The 23,576-nt window shown below is 52.7% G+C and carries 20 protein-coding genes; 3 read left to right on the top strand and 17 right to left on the bottom strand.

Annotation, left to right across the window (positions count from 1 at the left end; genetic code table 11):
- Position 1 precedes the first annotated feature (1 nt).
- The 12 genes from tssC to ACF8PK_RS11830 form a co-directional block, all read right to left on the bottom strand.
- The gene (tssC, locus tag ACF8PK_RS11885; protein ID WP_055465525.1) at positions 2-1,480 is read right to left on the bottom strand and encodes a type VI secretion system contractile sheath large subunit; all 1,479 of its coding nucleotides are present in this window, start codon (positions 1,478-1,480) and stop codon (positions 2-4) included.
- Positions 1,477-1,983, bottom strand: coding sequence for a type VI secretion system contractile sheath small subunit (gene tssB / locus ACF8PK_RS11880; protein ID WP_004727570.1), 507 nt, complete (start codon positions 1,981-1,983; stop codon positions 1,477-1,479). Before tssB ends, tssC begins: the two co-directional genes overlap by 4 nt.
- 23 nt (positions 1,984-2,006) lie before the next feature.
- Positions 2,007-2,531: a type VI secretion system tube protein Hcp gene (locus ACF8PK_RS11875; protein WP_004727569.1), complete on the bottom strand. Its 525-nt coding sequence runs from the start codon at positions 2,529-2,531 to the stop codon at positions 2,007-2,009.
- A gap of 150 nt (positions 2,532-2,681) precedes the next feature.
- On the bottom strand, positions 2,682-4,022 hold the full coding sequence (locus ACF8PK_RS11870; RefSeq protein ID WP_392441474.1) for an ImpA family type VI secretion system protein: 1,341 nt from the start codon (positions 4,020-4,022) through the stop codon (positions 2,682-2,684).
- A 32-nt stretch (positions 4,023-4,054) separates the two neighbouring features.
- Complete coding sequence (locus tag ACF8PK_RS11865; protein WP_392441472.1) at positions 4,055-5,134, bottom strand: hypothetical protein; 1,080 nt, start codon at positions 5,132-5,134, stop codon at positions 4,055-4,057.
- A gap of 52 nt (positions 5,135-5,186) precedes the next feature.
- A complete protein-coding gene (locus tag ACF8PK_RS11860) occupies positions 5,187-5,477 on the bottom strand; it encodes a PAAR domain-containing protein (protein ID WP_014257732.1) in 291 nt (96 codons plus the stop codon).
- A complete protein-coding gene (locus ACF8PK_RS11855; protein ID WP_392441470.1) occupies positions 5,477-6,058 on the bottom strand; it encodes a DUF6931 family protein in 582 nt (193 codons plus the stop codon). The genes ACF8PK_RS11860 and ACF8PK_RS11855 overlap by 1 nt, the downstream gene beginning before the upstream one ends.
- A gap of 2 nt (positions 6,059-6,060) precedes the next feature.
- Positions 6,061-8,124, bottom strand: coding sequence for a type VI secretion system Vgr family protein (locus tag ACF8PK_RS11850; protein WP_392441468.1), 2,064 nt, complete (start codon positions 8,122-8,124; stop codon positions 6,061-6,063).
- A 39-nt stretch (positions 8,125-8,163) separates the two neighbouring features.
- The gene (locus ACF8PK_RS11845) at positions 8,164-9,171 is read right to left on the bottom strand and encodes an ABC transporter substrate-binding protein (RefSeq protein ID WP_286212494.1); all 1,008 of its coding nucleotides are present in this window, start codon (positions 9,169-9,171) and stop codon (positions 8,164-8,166) included.
- Positions 9,168-11,279, bottom strand: coding sequence for an MFS transporter (locus tag ACF8PK_RS11840; RefSeq protein WP_055465519.1), 2,112 nt, complete (start codon positions 11,277-11,279; stop codon positions 9,168-9,170). Before ACF8PK_RS11840 ends, ACF8PK_RS11845 begins: the two co-directional genes overlap by 4 nt.
- Positions 11,276-12,082: a hypothetical protein gene (locus ACF8PK_RS11835; RefSeq protein ID WP_154179533.1), complete on the bottom strand. Its 807-nt coding sequence runs from the start codon at positions 12,080-12,082 to the stop codon at positions 11,276-11,278. Before ACF8PK_RS11835 ends, ACF8PK_RS11840 begins: the two co-directional genes overlap by 4 nt.
- Positions 12,083-12,466: 384 nt before the next feature.
- Positions 12,467-12,748: a pyrimidine/purine nucleoside phosphorylase gene (locus tag ACF8PK_RS11830; protein ID WP_004727560.1), complete on the bottom strand. Its 282-nt coding sequence runs from the start codon at positions 12,746-12,748 to the stop codon at positions 12,467-12,469.
- Positions 12,749-13,186: 438 nt separating this feature from the next.
- On the opposite strand from ACF8PK_RS11830, the gene ACF8PK_RS11825 reads away from it, so the two are divergent.
- Positions 13,187-13,681: a DUF2850 domain-containing protein gene (locus tag ACF8PK_RS11825; protein ID WP_014257738.1), complete on the top strand. Its 495-nt coding sequence runs from the start codon at positions 13,187-13,189 to the stop codon at positions 13,679-13,681.
- 17 nt (positions 13,682-13,698) lie between these two features.
- On the opposite strand, the gene ACF8PK_RS11820 is transcribed toward ACF8PK_RS11825, so the two are convergent.
- Together ACF8PK_RS11820 and ACF8PK_RS11815 are read right to left on the bottom strand one after the other, a co-directional pair.
- The gene (locus ACF8PK_RS11820) at positions 13,699-15,066 is read right to left on the bottom strand and encodes a TrkH family potassium uptake protein (RefSeq protein WP_275724789.1); all 1,368 of its coding nucleotides are present in this window, start codon (positions 15,064-15,066) and stop codon (positions 13,699-13,701) included.
- On the bottom strand, positions 15,063-15,725 hold the full coding sequence (locus tag ACF8PK_RS11815; protein WP_004727557.1) for a TrkA family potassium uptake protein: 663 nt from the start codon (positions 15,723-15,725) through the stop codon (positions 15,063-15,065). The genes ACF8PK_RS11820 and ACF8PK_RS11815 overlap by 4 nt, the downstream gene beginning before the upstream one ends.
- Before the next feature lie 205 nt (positions 15,726-15,930).
- Here ACF8PK_RS11815 and ACF8PK_RS11810 point away from each other — a divergent pair, with 205 nt between their 5' ends.
- Positions 15,931-17,031, top strand: a complete 1,101-nt coding sequence (locus tag ACF8PK_RS11810; protein ID WP_392441462.1) for a mechanosensitive ion channel family protein — start codon at positions 15,931-15,933, stop codon at positions 17,029-17,031.
- A 62-nt stretch (positions 17,032-17,093) separates the two neighbouring features.
- On the opposite strand, the gene ACF8PK_RS11805 is transcribed toward ACF8PK_RS11810, so the two are convergent.
- From ACF8PK_RS11805 to ACF8PK_RS11795, 3 genes are all read right to left on the bottom strand, one after another.
- Positions 17,094-18,338 (bottom strand): MDR family MFS transporter, encoded by a 1,245-nt coding sequence (locus ACF8PK_RS11805; RefSeq protein ID WP_392441460.1) that lies wholly within the window; start codon positions 18,336-18,338, stop codon positions 17,094-17,096.
- Positions 18,339-18,588: 250 nt separating this feature from the next.
- On the bottom strand, positions 18,589-20,217 hold the full coding sequence (locus ACF8PK_RS11800) for a methyl-accepting chemotaxis protein (RefSeq protein ID WP_041943240.1): 1,629 nt from the start codon (positions 20,215-20,217) through the stop codon (positions 18,589-18,591).
- 258 nt (positions 20,218-20,475) lie between these two features.
- Positions 20,476-22,836 (bottom strand): Lon protease family protein, encoded by a 2,361-nt coding sequence (locus ACF8PK_RS11795; protein ID WP_004727553.1) that lies wholly within the window; start codon positions 22,834-22,836, stop codon positions 20,476-20,478.
- Between the two features lie 234 nt (positions 22,837-23,070).
- Here ACF8PK_RS11795 and ACF8PK_RS11790 point away from each other — a divergent pair, with 234 nt between their 5' ends.
- Positions 23,071-23,565, top strand: a complete 495-nt coding sequence (locus ACF8PK_RS11790) for a hypothetical protein (protein ID WP_238773505.1) — start codon at positions 23,071-23,073, stop codon at positions 23,563-23,565.
- Positions 23,566-23,576 lie beyond the last annotated feature (11 nt).

The following is a 23,576-nucleotide window of genomic DNA, read 5'->3' as shown; positions in this document are numbered from 1 at the left end:
CTTAGCCTGGAATCTTAGTAACCATACGTACAGACGTGGTTAGCTCTTCCAGTTGTAGCCATGGACGCAGATGCGCCACTGCTGAATAAGCGCCCGGACGACCCGGTTGCTCCACCACTTGAATGCGAGATTCACACAGCGGCGTTTTAGAACGTTCTGCATTGCCCACCGCACCTGAGTTGGTGTACTGATCGATCCAGGTTTGCAGGTCTTTCTGCACGTCCGCCGCTTCCAGGTTTGAACCCAGCATGTCGCGGCCCATCACTTTCAGGTAATGTGCGATACGGCTACTGGCCATGATGTAAGGCAGACGTGCAGAAATTGCCGCGTTACCCGTTGCATCAGGGTCGGTATACGTTTTTGGTTTCTGCGCAGTTTGGCTGCCAATAAACACGCCGTAGTTGGTGTTCTTGTAGTGCACCAGAGGCAGGAAGCCCAGATCGCTTAGCTCTTTTTCACGCTCGTCGGTCAGGTTGACTTCAATCGGACACTGCTGCATCAAATCGCCCGCTTCTGACTTGTAAGTCAGGTTTGGCAGGTTCTCGACTTTACCACCGTTGTCCAGACCGCGAATTGCGGTACACCAGCCGAACTGAGTGTGCGCCTGAGTCATTTTCAGACCCAGTTCGTAAGCTGCGTTTGACCACACCAGTTGCGCATTGTTTTTTGGCTTTGGATTGCCATCCGCGTCGGTTGCCAATTCTTCGTATGCGAACGATTTGGTGCCCAGACCTTTGTCGCCGTATGGCAGACGTGCCAGCGTCTGAGGCAGCGTCAGCACCACGTAGCGTGAATCATCGCTTTCACGGAAGGCATTCCATGATGCGTAGGCTGGTGAGTCAAAACCAGACGCAACGGGTTTCCCCTCGTTGAAGGTTTCAAACGAGTCAAACTCAAACATTTCTGGGTTCGCCGCCGCGATAAATGGTGCGTGGCTTGCCGCTGCGGTTTCGCCCATGTAACGCATCAGCGCCACATCTTCATCTTTGTGCGAGAAGGTGTAGTCGCCAATCAGCGCGCCGTATGGTTCACCACCCGCCGTGCCGAATTCTTTCTGATACAGCGCATCAAACAGCGGGCTGCGATCAACCGCAGGTGCGTCTTCAAATTGCTCAATCAGTTCATCTTTGGTGAAGTCCACCAGCTTGATCTTGAGCGACTGACCCGTTTCACTTTCAGTGACGAGCTTGTTCAGACCACGCCATGAACCTTCCAGACGACGGAACTCATCCTGCTGCATGATCGCAGACAGCTGACGAGACATCTGCTTGTCGATTTCCGCGATCGCATTTTCGATGGTTTTGGTTAGGTTTTTATCCCAAGTCACGGTGCCGCTCAGCGCTTGTTCAGCCAGAACGGAAAACAGTTCCTTGGTTTGATCAGCCGGCGTCTGGTTGGTCGCGGCAATCGCGCGATCCAGCAGGCTGAGTGACTCGGTACCCGCTTCAGGGCTTACCTGATTCTCTAACTCAGTACTCATGACTCTTCTCCTTTCGTCTCAAGGCCCAGTTCGCTGGACAGCGCGTTGATCTGGTCTGCGCTTTGCAAGACTTCTTTGAGCAGTTTTTCCAGATCACGTGAACGGTCAGCCTTGGACAGCAAGGTTTTCAGTTGCTGGCGTGTTTCAGCCAGTTTCTTCAGTGGGTCAACTTGCTCGATCAGCGCATCAGGCTGAAAATCCTTCATTGAGGAGAAAGACAACGCAGCCTCAAATTGGCTGCCGTCTTCAACCAGCGTATTGTCCACTTTTAGCTTGAGTTCTGGACCGATGCGGTTCAGAACGGCGTCAAAGTTGTCTTTATCGATTTGGTAGAACGTGCGATCTTCCAACTCTTCCCTGTCTTCTTTGTGCGCCGAAAAATCCCCGATCACACCGACGACAAACGGAAGTTCTTTGGTTTCAACGGCACCATTCGTTTCAACGTCGTAAGTAATACTGACCCGGTTTTTGCTGACACGTTTATGCTGAGAATTTAAAGCCACGTTGTGTCTCCTTCCTTGCTAAATTAAGCTGCTTTTGACTCTAATTTGCCTGTCGTACAGTCAAACTTCACCGTATCGCCTTTCTCGATCTTGCCGCCTGCGCTTTCTTGGTAGTAAACCTTAGTCAGCGTGGTGTACGTCATGGCAAAGTCTTCCACTGGCAGGTTGCCGTCTGAACCGTGGATGTTGTAGCTCGCGATACGTGCCTTCTCCAGAGTCAGCACCATGTATGGCTCAGAACCTGCGCCGTCACGAGATGGTTTGGTCAGCAGAATCTCAACCGTTTTACCTTCTGCACCGGGTGCAAACAGGAACGTCGTCAGGTGTGGTGAAGCGCCGTCAGAGTTACGCGTAACCGACACTGCATCCAGAGAGACCATGCCTTTGTCTGCGTTGTTTGCGTTACCCACATCCACGCTCACACCACGGTTTGCACCCCAGTTCATGGTGTCAATCGCAAAGAAACCTTTCTTGCCGCCAATGTCGCCGATCGTCGCTGCACCTTTGATATTGTCCAGTCCGTCAATTCGCATGTAGATAGATGCCATAGTTATTCCTCTTTCGTTTTCCGTTTGTCATAGGTGTTATGACGGTTGAGTACCGTTACGAGTAAGTAACAAATACCGTTTAAGTAACGACGACTTCGTCGGATTACTCATTGTTATTCGGTTCCCCACCCCATTGAGAGTGAGTGAACACTACCATTCAATCGCTGACAGACCGCTGTCGCTGCCGTTTGTCGTCGATGAAGTCGGAGATACCGAAGGCGCAATCTCCGGCATCGTAATTTGTGGTGTAGTGGCAACGGGCGCCGCCGCTCGGCTTGCCTGATGCTGCGCGCTTTCCAGACCGGCCAATTGTTCAATGCGTTGCTGCACCGCGTTGTTGTCGCCCACCAGCTCTTCCAACAGTTCAGGCAGAGACATCCCCCCCCAACGAATCGCGCGTTTCAGCAACAGATAGATCGGGCTGTGGGGTTCGGTGGCGAGAAAGTAGTCCGCAATGCGTTGCAGTTCGGCAAATGCCTGTTCACGTGACGCCAGCGCCTCCTGAGACGCCACAGGCACTGCCATCGGCGCCGCAGTTTGCGCCATGACGGGCACTGTTTGTGACTGACCCTGCGTTGGCTGATGAGCAAATTCAGTTGGCGAAAATTCAGTGGATTGAGAGTCAACAGCGGCTATGGTTTGCTCCGGCGCGGCTTGTGGCGTTTCAGCGTCAGCCATCGCCGCGTCCAGAGGCCAACGGGCAAATTGATCGCCCACCAGAAAATGAATCGCATTGATCAGGCGTTCGACCGCCTCTTTCACAAAGCGAAAATTAATCGACTGGGTACCGGCCGCCGCACATTTCTGCTGCAGGGTGGTTTCCAGCGAATGCAACGCATCTTTACTTGCACCGAGTGCCAGAATGCGCGCTTCCACGTCCGCTTTCTCACGCGCAAAATCCGCCAGCGCGGCCGCTTTCAACTGCGGCAACGAACCCGATTTTTCTGCCGCAAAGAAACGGCCATAATCAATGTCGCCGACCAGAGGCAGCATTTGCAGCGGCATGTATAGCAAGCCACTTTCAGCGGAATCGCCAACCAGTTGCAGCAGCGGCTTCACGCGGTGTTCCGCCACTTCTTTGCGCTGTTCGGCGTCGCCGTCTGCTTTGCGTTTGTTCTCCGGCAGTGTGGGCTGGAGTGAGTCCCAGAAATGCTCAATCATCTGCTCCAGCGTATGGAGCGCCTGCGCCAAGGATTCGAGAGGCGAGGCAGAAAAGAGCTGCGCCATGGTGAACCAAGAGTAGATTTCGACATCTTTGGACTGCTCAGTCAGACAGCTTTCACACAATTTGGCCAAGGCATCCCAGTTCTCCGCGTTGGTGTGGACCACCACCGCGTCCTGCATTGCATCCGGTGTTTCTACCAGTTGGCGAAACGAGGATTGTGCAACGTTGAATGCATTCCGATAGGTACGATACAAGGTGCGATTATCTTTGAGATATTCGCCACTCGGGTGGTCGTCAGATATCGGGTTGAGCAGATGTTCAAACATATCGGTTCCTAATCTTTTCTATCGTCTGCGGATCAACGCTTGGCGTGAATATTGGACGCCAACCCCGTCACCCCGGGCAGGTTTTGGAACTTGGTGAACTTGCTCCAGATGAAGCTCGACAGATACGCGATAGCCCAGGCTTGCGCGCCCTGCAAACTGATGTCGGGCCGGCCATTTTTTAGCGACAGCGCGAAGGCCTGACCACCACGGATCACCAGAGGTTGCGTACCATTGGCAAACACATTGTGCTCGGTGACGGTTTTCATGCGATTGGTCTTTGAATCGAGCTTTTGCGTTTCGCGCGTACTGAGAAGACGCAGCTTGAGGGTCAAAAATTTGGACAGAATTTCGCAAGCCAGCAGCACATTTTGATCGCCTTCGGCCATGCTGCGACAGTGGGTAATCGACGTGCGTAATTTGTCACCGATTTTGCCTTTGATGTCGCCGCCAACTCGAATGATGCAGTCGTCGTCGTCCCAAACAAAACGTTGCTCGCCTTCGATATAAGCCAAACGCGTCAGGTTATAAAATGCATGACCGTAGGCTTTGCCGCGTGACATTTGTGACACGTTCAATTGCAGCTCAACGATGTGTGGAATGGTTCGGCCTTTGAAATCGATATCCATCGCCAGAAAGAACTTCACATCTTTGTACACATCTTCAATGTTCTTGGCCCACAGATCCTTAACCGCCGGAGAGCGATCAAACTGAGGCTTTTTCAGCGCGGTAAATTCATCCGTGGTGTAGATGAAATCGCGAAACGCCAACATCTGCGCAATGGTGCTGAACACAATCGTGGCGCGTGCGATGTCTTTGACTTCCAGCGGGGTTTTCACCCCGGCACCGGTGATGTCTGTCGTCGTGTCATCCCAGTTTGTGATGCCACATTTCTCGGCGATACGTTGACGGGTTTTCAGCGGGCCTCGCGAGTACGTAATGCGTTTGCCAGACTCGTTATTGACCTTTTGGGTCAAGCCTTGCATGAACAAATGCAGCTTGTTGTTGGCCAGTTTGGCTTGCTCGACCAGTTCTTCAATCTGACCACGCTTGTCATACGTGCTGGTGAATGTCGTCTGAGAGATACGATCTCCCCAGGTATAAGTACTTGGCATAACGATTCCTATTTTTCTTGTCGCCTTTTCAGGCCGTCCGAGTTCCGATGGATTAACCGATCAATACGGTTGCCGCTCCGGCCACAATGGCACCGCCGTGGCTGGTGCTGTCGCCCAGCCGTGCCGCAGGGGTACTGTTGATCAGCACCGTGGTACTGCCCGCCGCAATGGTGTCGGGTGTACCGACACAGGTAATTGAATCACCCACCACCGCAGCAGGCAGGCTGCATATCAGTACGGTTGCCGCGCCCGGTCCGAGAATCGGCCCGCCGACGTGGGGCACACTCCCTGTCGCCATCGGACAGGTATGCATATCGGTTAATCTGGCTGCGCACATGCCCATTACAATGGTTCTCCGTTTGCTGAACCGTTCCCGCCCTCGGCTAAGTCACGGGCCATCCGAAAGACATTGTGGTAAAAGGTTTTATTGCCTTTCCACTCGGGCACCACGGCAGCGGTGTTGATTGCCCCGGCGACCGCTTTGGCATACAAAAACTCCGCCGGCATCACCATCGGGTTACCCAATGGTGCGATACTGCCCGTTCCGCTCCAGAACACCGCTTGCCCCAACCAGCGCGGCGCGCGATCATTGGCCAGCGACTTGATGTCACTTTCAATCCGGCGACGCAGCGCTTCATTGGGTTCCATCACCCAGCGCATGCAGTCATCAATCAGTGTTTGCTCTTTCGGCTGCCACGCTTCTTGGCGCGCTTTTAACGCCAACGCCGTCCACCAGATCGCTTCTCGCATCGGTAGGGCATGAGCCAGAAAATGCGTCAGGTCAACGTTAAGCCCCGCCTCTTCCAACGCGGTCATGGCTGCTTGTGGCGTATCCTGCAGTTCAATTAAATCCATCGCATCGCCAGATAACTTGGTGCGTTTCACGACACTGGACGCTGCCGGATAAGGAATCTTTTTCATCATGTTTAGTTCACCATCACCAATGTGCCGCTGATAGACGCCTGACCATCAGAACTCAGTTCCGCCGTCGCACTGCCCGACACGGTCGCGGTGACATCTGCGCTCAGTGTCGCGTTGAGGCCAGACACGGTGGCCGAACTGCTGGCGGACGCGGTAAAGCTGCTGCCCGCACTCAGAGACATCGAACTGCCCGACGACGCGCTCAAAGACCCATCGGAATCGAGACTGATCGAATCACCCGATTGGCTGATGTCGCCACCCGACAGAGAAATGGCAGAATCTGCGGTTAACGCGATGGTGCTGCTGGAAATCTCAATCTTGTCGCTGCTCATCACAATGCTGCTGTCACCCACTTTTAAGGTCAGTGAATCACTGCCCGTGAGGGTGATGTCTTTGCCGTCTTGCGTGATCGACTCAGTCACCGTCAGCGCATACGATTTTTCCGTCGTCAGCGTGATGCCCTCTTTGGCAGACAAGCTGTGTGATTGCTCAATGGTTTCCGTCAGGTTCTTGGTGACCGCCAAGGTCATTTCTCCACCGACGGTTTCGCTATGATCGTTCACGACTTCACTGGTGAAATCCTTGGCGGCGTGCAGATACAGCAGCTCGTTGTCTTTCTTGTCGTCGAAACGCAGCTCGTTTGACTCGCCCGCCAGCTTAGTTTTCACACCACTTTCAGTGGTGTTTTCCGTTGGGTATGGCGGTGTGTTGGTCGAGTTATAGACGCTCGCCACCACCACGGGCTGATCCGGGTCGCCGTTGATAAAACTCACCAGCACTTCCTGACCCGCGCGTGGCAGAAATTGCATGCCGTAGCCGCTACCGGCCATGCCTTGGGCAACGCGAACCCAGCAACTGGTTTTGTCGCCGGTTTCGTCATCCCAATGGAATTTGATCCGCACGCGACCCGACGTATCACTGGCAGGTTCACTCTCGGTACTGCCCGCCACAACCGCAGATTGCAGGCCGTGTAATACGGGCCGAGCTTTCGCGGGCGGATAGAACACCTGATCTTCTGGCACGCACACCAACTCAGCCTGAGCGCTGAACGCGTTGCCTTTTTGGTTTTCAAACTGGTAATGCAGCTCGGTCACCAGATAGTTGCCTTCTTCAGCACTGTCTGAATGCGCCGCCAGTTTCAAATACTGACCGACACACAAATCTGCCGATGGTGTCTTGGCGTGAACGCGGTCATAGCCAGAATCGAGCTGACCACGCTGCAGCGTGCCAAGGGTTGAGGTCAGGCTACTGAAATCATTGGTGATCGATGCCGTCGGATAACGGTACTCTTTGAGTTTGGTGTTGCCAGAAACAGCATAGCTCGACGCCTTGGCGCCACTCGTCACCACTTTCGATTGTGAGTAGTCGTAACCAGCAATTTCCAGTGAGGCGCTGTGAAACGCATACTCACGCTGCCACGTCTCCAACACGTCGTAATCACCCGATGGCGCAGCGGCGTAATCCAGCGTCGCCATGTCGCTTTGTTCAAACGACATCTGCGCTTCCTGCAGATAGAGTTTTGCCGCATTGGCATCTTTGCCGAAGTAAAAATGCACGCCATCTTCAGCAAGTAAGCGCGTGACAAACTCAAAATCCGACTCACCGAACTGCACGCAATATTCACGACTGGTCGATGGCATGCTGTTGACGGTGTACTGACCGCTAAAGCCCAGCTCATCGAAAATGGACGTCACGATGTCTTGCGCGGTTTGCTCCTGAAATACGCGGCACTGGCGTGAATGCTTGAGCAGGAACAGCCATGGCTGAACGGTCAATTTGATGCCGTAGTAACTGGAATCAATCCGTTGCGACTGAGCCTGCGCTTTCACCACATAGCCTTGGTACTGACGCAGGCTGGTACGCGAATCGCCAATCACGTTGTAGACCGAGCAGCTGACTTCAGTGCCAATCCAATCCGCGGGCGAAGAATCCGACACGATGATGTCGGCTTGCCACTCATAGTGCTGGTTGATCTGCTCAGTCACACTCAGGGTTGAAGCCACAAACTCATTGCCGTTGGCGTCCTGAACCACCAGATAGCTGCCTTGCGCATCAATCAATTCATTCATCGGCGACGCCTCTTAATGCCGTGTCTTTGCGGTCAGTCATCATTGCGCCTGCTCCTGCTGCACATTGACCAGATCGGCAAATCGCAGTAGCTGAATGGGCGGAAACAGTGACATCTTGCGGGCAACATCCATATTGATGGTGATGGCGTAGTTGCTCAGTTCAGCAATCGGTAAATCACCGGGCTTGGCATCATCAAACAAAATCTTGCTCGCTTGGTTGGCGGCCAACTGCCCCACACGGTAATACTTGTTGGACACCGAAATCAGCGCCGACGAATTGGTCACCATCGAGTCATAAGCGCTCGCGACGGGCAAACCGTATTTCATCGCGGCTTGTGTAAAACGGTCGCTGTTCGCCAAGTTGTACGAGCTGGATCCGACGTACACAACGTCGACACCCTGCTCGGCAAGGTGCTGCATTTTCTCGTCAAACTGATTCGGTAGTGGCTTGCCCGCTTTATCGAGCGCATAAGTCTCGGTATACACCGCAAAGCCCATCGATTCTGACAGTTGCTTGAGCTCCTGCGTGTTCAGTACAGAGTTCAGCTCCGCCGTCGAATAGACCACGCCGACTTTGGTCACCGGGAAATATTCACGCATGGCGCGAATCTGAGTGTCTTCGCTGATGCGGTTGCGAATGCCCGCTACCGTTGGGCGACCCGTTTTATCGGCGGCGGCACTGATGTCTGCGCCGACCGGGTCAGCGACGACCATGAACATCACTGGAATATCGCCCAGCTTGGTTTGTTCGCCGAGTTCAGCACGCGTGCCGATCATGGCTTTGCTCACGCTAGTGCCCCAAGTCACCACTAAATCCGGCGACATGGCTTTGGCTTCATCCAGAAAGCCCGCCAGTTTGCTGGTGTCGCGCTGCGCATCGCGCACAATGACATCCACCGGCAAGCCATTATTTTTTAGGTAATCCTGAAAGCCCTGACACGACTCTTCGCATCCGCGCCACACCGTCATCAGTACCGTTTTGTGTTCTTCAGCCGCCAGCGTTTGTGCAGAAACCAACAGCAACAGACCCGAAAGAATGGATTTCATAGTTCGGCCTCCATGCCACGGCGGCGAGCAGGCATATTGAGGAAAAGAATCATCATCACACCGCAGAAAATAATGCCGCACCCCACAATCGCCATCGCAGCGCCGAAGTCATACACCGCCAGCAGCGAAGCGACGATCACCGGGCCAAGCACGCTGCCGATACGTTCCGCGGTGCGCAGCACGCCCAGCACTTCCGTGCGGCCAACTTCCGGTGTGTCTTCCGACGCTTCCAGCGCACACGCGATGAGGGGGGCTTTCAAAATGGAGTGTGCAATCCCCATCAGTGTCACCGCCATCAGCATTTTGATGATGGACGCTTCGCCATAGAGCGACACCAGAATGCCACCCGACAAAATGGTGCCGAGCACGATCAGTTCACGCATCTTCTTGGTACGGTCAGCAATGCCAGACGCAATCGGGCTGAGCGGAATGATCACCAAAGAGTAAATCATCATGATGCGGCCAATCTCAGACTGGCTGGCATCGAGTGACACCAGATACAGCGGCACGGTGAAGTAAAGGAAACCGGTCAGGACAATTTTGGCGGGAATCGCGCAGCACACGGTCACTGCCACAAAGCGGGCGTTTTTGGCCAACAGTTTGATGCTGCCTTTCTTTGCGCCCTGCTTTTTGCCATCGTTGACGCTGCCCGAGAACATACGCCACGCCAGCAGACCAGCAAACGCGGCCAGCGCAGCAGAAATCAGGAACACCGGTTGATAACCAATGCGGTCCGCAATGATGCCGCCCAGCGCCGTGCCACACATGGTGGCCGTCATCAGCACGCCGACAAAGATAGACATGCCTTTGGCGCGGTTTTCTGAGGTGACCACCGCAGCGATGTAGCTCTGACAACTGATGGTGATCACCGCGTAACCGAACGCGGTCACGCCGCGCGCCATCACGATGTCCATACTGTTGGTCGCAAAGGCGCAGCCAAAGTAGCCGCCAATCGCCGGGATCAACCCCAACAGGAACAGGCGTTTCTGGCCCCAACGATCCACCCACTTCGCGGCGAAAGGCGTACACGCAGCGATCACCAGCATGAAGACCGAAATCGGCAGGCCCAGCATCACATCTTTGGAGATCCAAGAAGAAGGCTCATAGAATTCTTCCACGAACAGCGGCATGAATGATTTTTGCAGCTCTTCGGCAAACGAGAACACAAACAGCGGAATCCGCGCATCGACAATGTCGCCTTTGCGCATGCCCAGTCGGCTTTGCAGGCGAAAACGTTCCGCAATCGATTTAAGACGGTTTTGCAGCTCTAGCGCACTTTCGCTGTTGAGCAACCCAAACAGGCGGCTGAAGCGGCTTTGCAGTTCACGTGAATCCTGATTGAGGCGGTCAGCAAATGTGCCGATGGTGCCGTGAGTCGCCACATTCTCATTGACGGAGAAGTCGCCTTTCACTTGGCGCTTGAGGATCGATTCGGACTCTTCCAGCGGGCCGGAGATGTAGAACATCACCACCACCATGACGACTTCGAAACAGACCAGCAGCACGGCCACCAGCACAATGGCAATATCAAAGAAAATATCCGTCAGTTGCGACTGCACGTAAGTCGCACTCAGGCCGACATACACGCGGCCAGCGGTTTGACCCGACGTATCGATATCGAGGCGAAACACATCACTTTGCGGTGAGTTGCCCAGAAACGACGATTCAAACAGCAGTGGCAGCTCTTTCACCACCACGCTCAAACGATCGAGTAGTGACGCGCCGAGATACTGAGTCGATGATTTTTCAAACGTCTTGTCATCGGCCAGATCCAAATTGGACACTTCGCCCGCTTTGTACAGCACGGTGTCGCCCTGAGTCACGGCGACAAACGTCAGCTCCGGGTACTTATCCAATGAATCTTTCAGGTAGGCATCCATCCCGCGAATCTGATCAAACGGCACGCCCGCATCCACCGCCGTGGTCAGATCATCATGCACGCTCTGCGCAATGGCATTGGCTTTTTTCAGCAGCTCAGGTTTCACCGAAAAGTTGAATTCCACCAGCGTGTAAACCGCGCTCAGTCCCGAGGCAATAAAGGCGCTCAGAATCGTAATCAGAATCAGACGGCGGTTAATAAAACTGGCCATACTTTTGGCTTTGTTCATGAACGCACCTCAGTGTTTTGCGTCGATGGCTGACTACCCGTCAGGTCCTGAAGTTTTTCCAGCTCTTCCGACACCAGTGACTTCATCTTTTCGCTTTGCTTAATTTGTTCGGCCAGACTTTGGGTCATCTGACCTTGCGGGATGTGGTCGAGGCGTTGTTGATCGCCGGTTGAATAGCCGTGAATCAACTTGATGACGTTGGTGACATCCCCAAAGCCAAGACGAATGATGAAAAACACCAGCAACGACGCGAGCAGGAAAATCACCACGGTGGCTTCTAGCAGATGCAAACGCACCAACGCATACACGCCAAACAGCGCAGATTTGTCGTACACGATGACGATACTGCCAGCGAACGTGCCAAAGCTGTCGTAAATTTGCAGGCCACTGTAGAGCTCGGAATCATCGCTCAGCGTCCACCTTGGTTCACTGGATTTGAGGGCGCGACGAACCACATCTTCTGGTAGGGTCTGCACCGGGCTATTGTCAGCGTAAGATTGCACCAAGGGTTGACCGTGCTGATCAATCAAGGCCACCGCGACCACATTCGGTTCGCGAATTCGGGCCTGGTCGATTTGTTGTTTGAGGTTTTTGGCGGATTGATAAGGAATGCCGAGGCGTTCGACCCGTTCCACCGAATTGGCGAGTGAGGAGGAGATCACTTCCAGTTTTGAAGACACCACGTGCGACATCAGGCTGTCGAACTTCATGTAGTTCATCAAGTACAGCAAACTGAGTACGGACAGCAAGATCACCCAAACGGTAATCACCAACCGCAGATGCACTTCAAAGAAAGCTCTCATAAATACAGTTACCCAACCAATACTTTATGTTCGAATGATTCACATGCGAGATACTAGATTGGGAATTTGCATAAATTGTGCAGCTTGTGATTTTTCTCACCTAGAGTGAACTCAGATCACAAAAATATATTTATTTTGCTGATTTATTAATCGTTAATTAGCATATTCTTATTCAGATAAATCTAAATCGATTAAATTTAACTAGCTCATATATAAGGGAATTTTAATATAGAAAGGTCATTTGACTGTTCAAGGGAAATAACGCCATCACGAGACAAAAAATGAATGATTTATTGGGCCTGTTCGCCACCCCCGCGCAATAAAAAAGGCCACACCTGCGTGTGACCTTTTCATTCATCCGTCGACGAAGCGCCAACGCAATACTTAAAGATATTCGCACAAGTACGCGGTCGAGACCGCCACTTGGAGATCAAACGACGAGTTGCCTTCCACTTCAAATGCTTCGCCTGAGTTGAACGTCACCCAATCGGCGTCTGTTGTACGTTTGATGGTGAGCGCGCCTTTCACGACCGTCATGCGCTCTGCTGCGCCCGTACCGAAGGTGTATTCACCCGGCGCCATCACGCCAACCGTGATGTCATTATTATTCTGCTGAAAACCCAAAGACTTCACGTTGCCTTCGAAATAGCTGTTCTCTTTAATCATTGTTCTTCCTTGTTGAATTGAATGCATGCCGTGCGCAGCCAGCGCACGGATGCTCTGTTTTTAACTCAAGAACGTCGTCGACACAAGGTTTAGCTGCCGCTTTCTTTGACTCTTTTCATTGAGGGCGTCACGCGCCATCTTGACCTATATTTTGTGGCACGGACATCACCCGAGGCATCCATTGATAGAAAGCTCAATTCTTGAAGCAAGATCATACTTTGCTGACCACGAATTGCGTTCTGTTTGCGCCGACGCCAAGCTATTTCACGCTTATTTTGCGATAATTTTTCGGCAGAGCAGCGCATGTGGCTTAACGTGATTCCCCGGCTGAACATTGATTCGGGGCACCCCGCCCAAACGATGTACGTGCACGGGACGATGCTTTCAATTCAACCTCCCCATCGACAGGAGGAGAGCCGGGAACAGGAGTAAACCAAGGTGGCGACAGGGAAGAAACGAACGCGAACGGATGCCGACAGCACCCGACCGCCCATCGTCTCGAAAGAGACCGTATTCAAGACCGTGTTTTGGAGCGGTTTAACGCTACTCGCCTGTGGCTTTGGCGCGCTGCTCCTGTTCAGCTACAAGGATTACGTCGACCCCAAACATGTGCATGGTTCATGGATTGAAATTGGCGCGCCCAGCTACCAGACCGAAGTGCTGACGTTCGATGAACGCGGCGTGTTTCGCAACAACCGCTTGGTGAGCACTAATTTTGATTACAACGGCAAAAATATCGAAGTCGAGACCGGCCTGGGCATCACCATTTACCAAGTCACCGGCACCATGAAATCGCCGCAACTGAAACGCATCGAGCCCAGCAGCCCCATTCAACGCTTTGTCAAACAGGGCTATGAAGACACCATCACCGACAGCGAGGGCAACGCCGGGCAAACGCGCCGAGCGGCACTCTCAGCGCATTTCAACGATTGAGACGAAGCGCCTCAGATTTAGCCCGTCAGCACATTATCTTCCGGATATTTCAGCAGCGTCGCTTGTGGCCTTGCCAACATGTACGCCAAGGTCAGCGGCCCAATCCGTCCAATGATCATCACCACAATCATGATGTATTTACCCGGCTCTGACAGCTGCGCGCTAAGGCCCGCCGTCAGTCCCACGGTAGCAAACGCCGAAATGGTTTCAAACAGCACCGCTTCAAAACTGGCTTGTTCCGTCAACATCAACAGGAACATCGCGATGGTCAACAGCGCGCCACTGACCACGATAATCGCCAGCGCTTTAGTGACGGTCGGCCAGTTGATGGTGCGCTTAAACATCACCACGTGTTTCTTCTGACGCAAGAAGGTCCAAGTCGCCAAAAACGCCACGGTAAACGTCGAGACTTTGATCCCGCCCCCGGTTGATGTCGAACCCGCACCAATCAGCATCAGAATAATCATGATCAGCAGCGCCGGTTGGCTCATCTGCGCAATGTCGATGCTGTTAAACCCAGCCGTTCGCGCTGTGGCCGATTGGAAGAAAGCCGACAACCATTGCTGCCACAGCGGCAAAGGTTGCATGGTGTGCGGATTATTGTGTTCTAAGCACCAGAAGAACAAGGTGCCGATCAGCAACAGCACCGGCGTCGCCACCAACATCAACTTGGTATGCAAGCTGAAATAGCGCCAGCCCGAGCGCCAATGTGCCCACACATCACCCACCACCGTAAAACCGAGGCCGCCGAAGATAAATAGCCCGGCGAGGGTCAACAGAATGGTTGGATCATCGGCATAGCTGATCATGCTGTCAGAGAACAACGAGAAGCCCGCGTTATTGAATGCAGAAACCGCATGGAACAGTGCACTAAACAGCCCCTGCGACCAGCCCAATTCCGGTACCCACCGAAACGACAGAATCGCCCAGCCGATGCCTTCGGCAATCAGCGCAAAAATGATGATGCGTTTGACCAACTTTTGCAGGTTGACCGCGCGGTCTTGCCCCAAAGCATCTTTGGCGATCGCTTGTTGTTTGAGGCTCAAACGCACCCCAAACATGTAGAGCAGCACCGCCGACAAGGTCATTTGGCCAAGGCCACCGATTTGCATCAACAGCAGCAACAAAATCTGACCGTGAATGGTGAAATGGGTGCCAGTGTCGACCACGCCCAAGCCCGTCACACTGATGGCAGAGGTTGCGGTAAATAAGGCATCGGTAAAGCTGAGTCCGGATTTTGAAAATACGGGCAGGGTCAGCAGCACAGCCGCCGGCAGCAACACCGACAAAAAGCTGACCAGAATGATCTTGGGTTCTGAACCGTTGTTGCTGTTTTTGTCTTTATCCAGCGCGTAGAAAATACCGCTGCGTTCAAGCGGGTTCATAAGGTTTTCAACTGCTTAGTCAGCGTTTGTTGCGGGCCGACAACAATCAACATATCACCAATTTCAAGCACGGTATCAAGCGACGGTGCTTTGGTGACTTCCGGGCCACGTTTAAAGCCCAGCACTTGCACGCCCGCTTCCTGACAAATGGGCATTTCGGCAATTTGTTTACCCATCATGCGCGAGCCGATCACCACTTCCGTTAACGCCAAGCCGCTACCCAGTTCAATGAATTCCAGCACGCGGCGATCGAGCATTTTACGCGCCACGCGAATCCCCATGTCCCGTTCCGGCATGATGACGTGGTCGGCGCCGACCTTGTGCAGAATCTTGACGTGGAACTTATCGTTGGCCTTCACCCACACCGATTTCGCGCCCGACTCTTTCACCACCAAAGTGGCGAGAATCGATGAGTTGATGTCTTCGCCAATCGCGACCATCACCATGTCGTAATCTTTCAGTTTCAGCTCAAACACCGTTTCTTCAATGGTGCAGTTGGCCACAATCGCTTGCGTGGCGTAGTTCATCGCCGCTTTGACTTTCTCTTCATCGACATCCACCGCGAGCACTTGCGCCCCCGCTTCCGTCAACTCCTGACACACGGACAAACCAAAACGACCTAAACCAATGACTGCGAACTGCTTATCACGAATTTTCATTACGTTGCCTTTATTACCCTACTGACAATAACAATACTGAGCCTTGCAGCGTTCAAGCGCTGCGTGTGCAAATCATGTGCTCTCCATTTTATATACCAAACGCGTATGGGATGGAAACGTCACAGTGACGCCATCTATAGAGAATCCCTGCATTTTCTGGTAGTTTGGGCAACAAAATTCACCGACTGAATAGTGCAACCATCCGATGAGCATTGACGATTTAATTCTTCGCTTTCAGGCATCGCCTTATTTAAAAGACTGGGACAACAGTGTGCTGTTTATCACCCTTGCCAGCTTTGTGGCTTGGGGCGTATGGCGACTGGCTTACCGCTATTTGTTTAACCTGACCGAAAAGACCTCATTCCATTGGGATGACGTGGTCCTGCACGCCCTCAAAACGCCCATCAGTACCTTGATCTGGTGTTGGCCGGGCACCATTTCTCTGGGCTTGCTGCTCGATGATCACTTCCAAACCAAATTTAACTGGCTGCAAAACACCAAGAAATTGATGTTGATTGCCATCTTCGTGTGGATTCTGCTGCGCCTGGTGGGTGAAATTGAGCACTACATCCTCAGGCAGCGCAAACGCGATGAGACCACCGTGCAGGCCGTCTCCAAAGTGACACGCATGTTGATCATCATCACCGCAATTTTGTCGGTGATGCAGGCATTCGGACTCAGTTTAAAAGGGTTGCTGACCTTTGGTGGGGTCGGTGGTCTGGTGGTCGGTTTGGCCGCCAAAGATCTGCTGTCGAACTTCTTTGGTGGCTTGATGATCTACTTCGATCGCCCGTTTAAAGTCGGTGATTGGATTCGTTCACCGGATCGCCAGATTGAAGGCACCGTTGAACGCATCGGCTGGCGCATGACCATCATTCGAACGTTTGATAAACGCCCGCTGTATGTCCCGAACTCGGTATTCAGTAACATCGTGGTAGAAAACCCATCGCGCATGCAAAACCGCCGCATTCACGAAACCATTGGCCTGCGTTATCAAGATGCAAATAAGATGGAAACCGTGATCAACGAAGTACGCGAGATGTTGAAAAATCACCCAGACATCGATGCACATCAAACCCTGATCGTGAACTTTAACGCGTTTGGGCCATCGTCACTGGATTTCTTCATCTATACCTTCACCAAAACCGTGAACTGGATTCGTTACCACGAAGTGAAGCAAGATGTGCTGTTGCAAATCATGACCATCATTCAAAACAATGGCGCAGATGTCGCGTTCCCAACCCGCACCTTGATTATCGATCCAGCCAGCGCCGGTGATGTGCCGGAGCCATCGGTGCAGCCTTAATCCCGCGCGTCCACCGACAAAAAAACCGCCCACGTGGCGGTTTTTTATCGAGTAATTTGCGGTTAGTTTTGCACCGCCACGTCGCGCTGCACGGGATCGTCTTGATGTTCGGCCAGCCAGTAGAGCCAGATCATCACCAAACACAAGCCAATGCACACGCCAAATAACCAATTCGGATTGAGCGATTCAATCACCACACCGCCAATCAGCGGTGCAATGGCAAAGCCCAGCGAATACAGCGCAGCAGCACCAAAATAGGAACCCCGCAGATGCGCGGGCGCCATGCGGTCGATTTGCACATTGAGGGTCGGAAACGCAATCACTTCACCCATGCTCAGCACAAATCCGGCAATGTACCAGCCATACGGCCAGTCAGACGGTGTCAGCAAAAAGCCGACCTGAGCCAACATCATCAGCACCATGCCGATACGCGTGCGCACAAACAGCGGCACATGTTCCAGCCACTTGAGGGTTGGGAACTGAAAGATGATGATGGTCAGCGTATTCACCAACACCAAACTGGCGACCAATTGCGCGGCATCGGACACGCTGGAGCGTACGATCACCTGCGGAATGGACGACTCCATCTGCGCGTAGACAAACATCATGATGAAGTTGGCAATCATCATTTTGACGAAAATGCTGTCTTTGCCAATCACGCGCAGCGTGCGGCCAAAGTTCGGCAACAGCGAGGAATCGGGTTTGACATGGTGACCTTTGCGTTCAATCGCCATCAGTAGCCACACCGCGTAAATCAGGTAGGTAATCCCCGTGGCGATAAACAGCACCTGCGGGTGGGCTAGGCCCAGCGTGATCCCAATCAGCGGGCCAATCGCGCCGCCAAGGTTGAGCAGGAAGTAACGCACATTCATCGCCAATTCGCGATCTTTGAGGTTACTCAGGTTATCGCCCAGCACCGCTTTTGCTGGTGCCTCAATCATCGGCCGCATCAAACCGGCCAAAATCACCAAGACGTAAAAGTGCCAAATCTGATTCGCGACACCGATGCCGGTATAGGCCAAAGAAGCAATCAACGCCCCCGCCACCATCACCCATTTGCGACCAAACTTATCCGACAGATAACCGGAATAAAGCCCGGTGATCGCACCGACGACGGCTGAACTGGCAAGCATGGTGCCCACTTCCACCGCCGTCGCACCATAATCCTGATAGAGAAACACAATCAAAAACGGCCACGCCATAAAAAAACTGGTGCGCGCAAACAGGGTGCCGGCCAAGACGGTCCAGACTGAAAAATTAAAGCGTTGTATCCTCTGCCACTCAAACAAACTCTCTGGTTTTTCCATGCATTCTCCTCGATCCCACTGACGTTATTTTTGCGCGACAATTGTCACACTTTTCGCTGTTTTATCGCCAATATAGTGAGGAAATGTAAAGAAAGATAGTGATATGTGACATTGAATTAATAACAAAACGGAATAAGAAGAATGGTTCATAAAACCTAATTGATACAGCTAGTTAGATCCTCTTCGGTGCAAATAAAAAGCCGCACAATACAAGGTATTGCACGGCTTCGCTTGTTGATTTCCAGAATATTTACAGTGTAAAGAAGGAAAGCTGCTCTTTTTGCTTTTCGGCCAAACGGGACAGCTCGGTACTCGCGCTGGCACTCTGGCTGATCCCGGTGACATTTTGCTGCACCAGCTCCGACATATTGACCACGTTGCGGTTGATGTCTTGCGTCACTTGCGATTGTTCTTCAGCAGCAGTGGCCACTTGCGCGTTGGTGTCATTGATGGCCGAGACAGATTCAGTAATGCCAACCAGTGCATCGTTGGCTCGCAGCGCCAGTTCATTGTTACGATTGAGCATCGCCAAGCTGGTTTGCATGCTTTCGTTGGCGAGCACCGATTGACCTTGCAGTTCCTCAATGATGGCTTGAATCTCTTCCGTCGATGCCTGCGTGCGCGCGGCCAGCATGCGCACTTCATCGGCGACCACCGCAAATCCACGGCCAGATTCGCCTGCGCGCGCCGCTTCGATTGCCGCATTGAGCGCCAACAGGTTGGTTTGGTCAGACACGCCGCGAATCACTTCAATCACGTTGCTGATTTGTTCCGACTGCTCTTTCAAACGCTGCACCACTTGCGCCGCATCGTTAAGTGCCACCGACATCTGCTCGCTGGCTTGACCACTTTCCAAAAAGATCGACAAGCCCGATTGCGCCAAGCCATCCGCTTCGCGCGCCGTTGCATCGGCAGAGGTCGCGTTGTCGCTGACGTTGTTGGCGGTGCTCGCCAGTTCGTTCACCGCCGAAGCCACTTGCTCGATTTCCATCAGCTCTTGCTGCGCGTTGCTTTCGGCCTGCGTCATGACAGCCGCCAGTTCCGTCGCCGCCGAGGCCACGTCTTCACTGATGCGCGTCAGTTGATCGACCGTGGCATGCAACTGCGCTGCGGTTTGGTTGACGTCTTTGTTTAAACGCGCAATTTCGTTGTTGCCGCTCGCATCAGCACGCACCGACAAATCGCCTTGCGCCAGTTTGCGCATCACCGTTTGCAAACGCTGAATCGGTGCCACAATCGCTCCCGACAGCAACCAAGCGGCGCCCAGCGACACCACCAAGACCGACAACACACTCCACATCGCGTTTTGCATGACGACATCACTGTCTTTCGCGCTTTGTTGCATGGATTGAGTCGCGTAGTGATTGACCTTTTGTGACAAGTTATTAATGGCTTCCACCATGCGGTTTCCCACCACGCGGTATTCTGCGATGAATTGGCGGTACTCCTGTTCGCTGACTAAACCAGCATCACGACGGGTAAAAAACGCCACCGCACGCTGCGACATTTCTACATAATCGACGATACGCTGCTGCACGCGTTCAATTTCTTCATCATATAGCTTTTGTTTTTGCATCGCTTCCAGGGTGTCGTCTACCGTTTTCAAGCCGCTGGTGAGCTCTTGCAGAAACACGTCACGACGAGCGGGGTCGTAAATCGCATACACCGCACTAATGCGCAGCGGGTAAATGGTGTCATCCACTTGCGCCAGCGTGTCTTTGTACTGCACTAAGGTCTGCGTGTTCGCCTCGACGGATTCTTGTTCTTGAACCAAGTTCGATTTGGTGATCCAGAGTGCGATGAGCAACACCACCGTGAGAAAAGCCACGGGTAATAAAATCTGAACGCGTATTGATATGTTTTTCAATGAAACCTGCATGGTACAACCTCACAATAAAAAGTATGCGTCCATGCAGCGGGCGTTCGCCCAAAAGAGTGTATTCGGCGCGGAGAGTAGGCAAAGATGATATTCATGTCCAGTATTAATTTGCACACGAATCATACTGTTAACAAGGTAAACGTTTGGCCTATGACAACGCTGACAATGATGAAACAATCGTGACAATTTATGAAAGAATGTATAAAAAAAGGCCACCCCTTGGGGTGGCCGTTTCAGCAGGTGATGGCAATCATCCGTTTACTTGCGCAGTGCGTTCAGTTTCGCTTGCGCCAACCCAAAGATGGTATCGACTGGGTAGCTGCCGTCATCCGTTGCCACCCCTGCCGATTTACCGGTCAGGATTTCAATCGCTTCGGTGACATGATCAATCGTCCAAATGTGGAACTCTCCTTTTTCCACCGCTTTCACCACATCCGCCCGCAGCATCAAGTTGTGGCGGTTGGAGCGCGGAATGATCACCCCTTGGGTATTGTGGCGACCTTTGATGCCACACACATCGAAGAAGCCTTCAATCTTCTCGTTCACCCCGCCGATCGGCTGAGATTCGCCAAACTGGTTCATGGAGCCAGTGATGGCGATGTCTTGGCGGTTAGGCTGTTTGGAGAATGCCGACACAATGGCGCAGAATTCAGCCATGCTGGCACTGTCGCCGTCCACGCCGCCGTACGATTGCTCAAACGTGATGGTCGTGGTCAGAGGCACGCGTGCGGTGCGACCAAACACTGAACTCAGATACGCCGACAGGATCATCACCCCTTTGGAGTGAATGCTGCCGCCCAGATCCACGCTGCGTTCGATATCGATGATGTCACCGTCGCCGTACGATGTGGTGGCAGTGATTCGGTTGGGCACCCCAAAAGCGTGATCGCTGGTCGCCAGTACCGACAATGCGTTCACTTGACCAATCGCCATGCCTTCGGTTTCCATCAACGTGGTGCCGTTGACGAAGCTTTCCATCACGCCTTCTTGCAGGCGATTGACGCGCATTTCTTGATTCTGCAACGCTTCATCGACGTGGTTCTGACGAATCATGTTGGAATTCGCCTGACGCGCCACGTAGTTGGATTCGCGCAGCAAGTTGGCGATGTGCGCCGAGTGCAGTGACAGCTTGTTCTGATCGCCAGTGATGCGTGAGCTGTGTTCGATGATGCGCGCGATCGCTTTGCGGTCACAATGCAACATGCTGTTGTCGTGCACAATGCTGGAGATAAAGCGCGCGTAATGCAGCTCGGTATCTGGTGTACGCTTCATTTCATCTTCGAAATCGGCGGTCACGCGGAACAGCTCCCCAAACTCTGGATCGTAATGCGTCAGCAGCTCGTAGGTGCGGTAATCGCCAAACAGGATGATTTTCACATCAAGTGGGATCGGTTCTGGGTCGAGCGACACGGTGCCCGTCAACGTCACTTCTTTTTCCAACGAAGTGAAGCTGAGCTGGCGCGAACGCAGGGCGCGTTTCAGGCCATCCCACACATAGGGTTGTTCCAGCACTTTGACCGCGTCCATCAGCAGCACGCCGCCGTTGGCTTTGTGCAAACTACCGGCACGAATCAGTGAGAAATCCGTAAACACGGTACCTTTGTAAGTGGCGGTTTCGATGTAACCAAACAGCGAGTGGTAGTTCGGGTTCTCTTCCACCACAATCGGAAAATCTTCTTTGGTGCGACTCACCAGTACGTTCACTTTGTAACGGCGTGGCAGCTTTTTATCCAACGCCGCACTGGCCAATTCACCTTGCTCACCGGTTTCATCCAAAAAGATTTCGACGTTTTCGACGATGTCTTTTTGCAGATCGGTCAGATAGGTTTTGACCTCCGCGTACTTGGAGTAATCCTGCTTTAACTGTTTGATAAAGTGGCCGATCACATCCAGCGTCACGTCGTCATTCAGCTTTTTAATCTTTTCGCTGTATGACTCTTCCCACTCCGTCAACTGACGCACCATATTGCGCAGTGCCACTTCCAACTCATCGATGGTTTGGCTGAACTGCTCTTGCTCTTTTTTGCTCAGTGCATCAAAGGTTTCTTCGGTGTGCAGTTCTTCCCCGTTCATGGCAACAAACTGGTAATCGCCTTGGGTGGTGATCGTCAGGCTGATGCTGCGCTCTTTGGCTTTGCGGGTAATCTCTTCCAGCTCATCTTGCTGTTTTTGAGCCAGTTGATTTTTCAGCTTTTCAGCGCGAGAGAAGTAGAGCTCATTGTCAAACGCCAGTGGAATCGCGTTCATCAATTTGACCATCAGTTTTTCAATGTCCTGACGGAACGCTTGCCCGACGCCACACGGCAGCTTCAGCACGCGTGGCACACGAATGTCATCAAAATTCGCCACATAGCACCAATCGAACAAATCGATGGGGCCGTGTTTGTGACGACTGAGGTAACGCAAAATCATGGTGCGTTTCCCCAAGCCATTCCGCCCGATGGCGTAAATGTTGTAACCTTTTTCCTTGATGGACATGGCGAACTCGACCGCTTTTTGCGCGCGTTCCTGGCCAACGATTTCATCAATGGGAGCCAATTCTTTGGTCGACTTACACGGCAGTTGCTCAAGCTCTGCGACGTGGTAGAGCTGCGCTGCGTTCAATTGTTGAATCGTCATACTCCCCTCCTTCGGTGTTTATACTTCTTGTTTTGTAGCCTAAGTGTAGATGTAAAGCATTGACTTTTTAGTGACTTAGACTGGATTCGCGCTCAATCGAACAAATAACAATCAATTTCACCGCCAAACGAGCGTTCCTCGCCAATCACTCGCCTCAATTTAAAAATGACAATCATTTGCAATTGATAGTCATTTGCATTTAAATAATCTCCATCATTGCACAGGAGGCGGACGATGAATCTGCAACAATGTTGGACCACCTATCTTCAGGCGGGAAAATTGCTCGAACAGGGCCATTGGCCACAGGCTCACTATCTGTTTGAGGATGTGCTGCATCATCTGCCGCACCACATTCAGCATGCGACGCACGACGAAAACACCAAACCGTGTCAAATGAGCTGCCTGATCGCCGGATTGCGCGACGCCGCCGTCGCACAGTCGGAAATTCTCAACAACATGGGGCAATATCAGCGCGCGTTTGAGGTGCTCAATCAAGCCTATGCGTTGCTGCAATTCATGTCGATTGAAGAGTTGGATTTGGTGGCCGCCGTCTCTCCCGTGCTGGAAAAACACAGTCATGATTTGCTGCGTCACATTGGCGCGTTCTGCCTCGCGCAGCGCAATGCGTCGTGGCAATTGGAATATGAACAGGTGGAAAAAGCGCACCACTATTTCACCCAGCTAAAATCGTATCGCGAGCTGCAAAGCCGCGTGCCCGTGATCAATTGATAAGGATGCAC

Origin of the sequence: Vibrio sp. CJQ_6 (assembly GCF_043106745.1) — a bacterium.
Lineage (GTDB): Bacteria > Pseudomonadota > Gammaproteobacteria > Enterobacterales > Vibrionaceae > Vibrio > Vibrio furnissii.
This window is presented reverse-complemented; position numbering and strand designations above follow the sequence as displayed.

What these genes read in the sequence shown, in the direction of transcription:
- tssC (WP_055465525.1), bottom strand. Translation starts at nt 1,480, where the DNA reads ATGAGTACTGAGTTAGAGAATCAGGTAAGCCCTGAAGCGGGTACCGAG.
- ACF8PK_RS11875 (WP_004727569.1), bottom strand. Translation starts at nt 2,531, where the DNA reads ATGGCATCTATCTACATGCGAATTGACGGACTGGACAATATCAAAGGT.
- ACF8PK_RS11870 (WP_392441474.1), bottom strand. Translation starts at nt 4,022, where the DNA reads ATGTTTGAACATCTGCTCAACCCGATATCTGACGACCACCCGAGTGGC.
- ACF8PK_RS11865 (WP_392441472.1), bottom strand. Translation starts at nt 5,134, where the DNA reads ATGCCAAGTACTTATACCTGGGGAGATCGTATCTCTCAGACGACATTC.
- ACF8PK_RS11860 (WP_014257732.1), bottom strand. Translation starts at nt 5,477, where the DNA reads ATGGGCATGTGCGCAGCCAGATTAACCGATATGCATACCTGTCCGATG.
- ACF8PK_RS11855 (WP_392441470.1), bottom strand. Translation starts at nt 6,058, where the DNA reads ATGATGAAAAAGATTCCTTATCCGGCAGCGTCCAGTGTCGTGAAACGC.
- ACF8PK_RS11850 (WP_392441468.1), bottom strand. Translation starts at nt 8,124, where the DNA reads ATGAATGAATTGATTGATGCGCAAGGCAGCTATCTGGTGGTTCAGGAC.
- ACF8PK_RS11845 (WP_286212494.1), bottom strand. Translation starts at nt 9,171, where the DNA reads ATGAAATCCATTCTTTCGGGTCTGTTGCTGTTGGTTTCTGCACAAACG.
- ACF8PK_RS11840 (WP_055465519.1), bottom strand. Translation starts at nt 11,279, where the DNA reads ATGAACAAAGCCAAAAGTATGGCCAGTTTTATTAACCGCCGTCTGATT.
- ACF8PK_RS11835 (WP_154179533.1), bottom strand. Translation starts at nt 12,082, where the DNA reads ATGAGAGCTTTCTTTGAAGTGCATCTGCGGTTGGTGATTACCGTTTGG.
- ACF8PK_RS11830 (WP_004727560.1), bottom strand. Translation starts at nt 12,748, where the DNA reads ATGATTAAAGAGAACAGCTATTTCGAAGGCAACGTGAAGTCTTTGGGT.
- ACF8PK_RS11820 (WP_275724789.1), bottom strand. Translation starts at nt 15,066, where the DNA reads ATGAACCCGCTTGAACGCAGCGGTATTTTCTACGCGCTGGATAAAGAC.
- ACF8PK_RS11815 (WP_004727557.1), bottom strand. Translation starts at nt 15,725, where the DNA reads ATGAAAATTCGTGATAAGCAGTTCGCAGTCATTGGTTTAGGTCGTTTT.
- ACF8PK_RS11810 (WP_392441462.1), top strand. Translation starts at nt 15,931, where the DNA reads ATGAGCATTGACGATTTAATTCTTCGCTTTCAGGCATCGCCTTATTTA.
- ACF8PK_RS11805 (WP_392441460.1), bottom strand. Translation starts at nt 18,338, where the DNA reads ATGGAAAAACCAGAGAGTTTGTTTGAGTGGCAGAGGATACAACGCTTT.
- ACF8PK_RS11800 (WP_041943240.1), bottom strand. Translation starts at nt 20,217, where the DNA reads ATGCAGGTTTCATTGAAAAACATATCAATACGCGTTCAGATTTTATTA.
- ACF8PK_RS11795 (WP_004727553.1), bottom strand. Translation starts at nt 22,836, where the DNA reads ATGACGATTCAACAATTGAACGCAGCGCAGCTCTACCACGTCGCAGAG.
- ACF8PK_RS11790 (WP_238773505.1), top strand. Translation starts at nt 23,071, where the DNA reads ATGAATCTGCAACAATGTTGGACCACCTATCTTCAGGCGGGAAAATTG.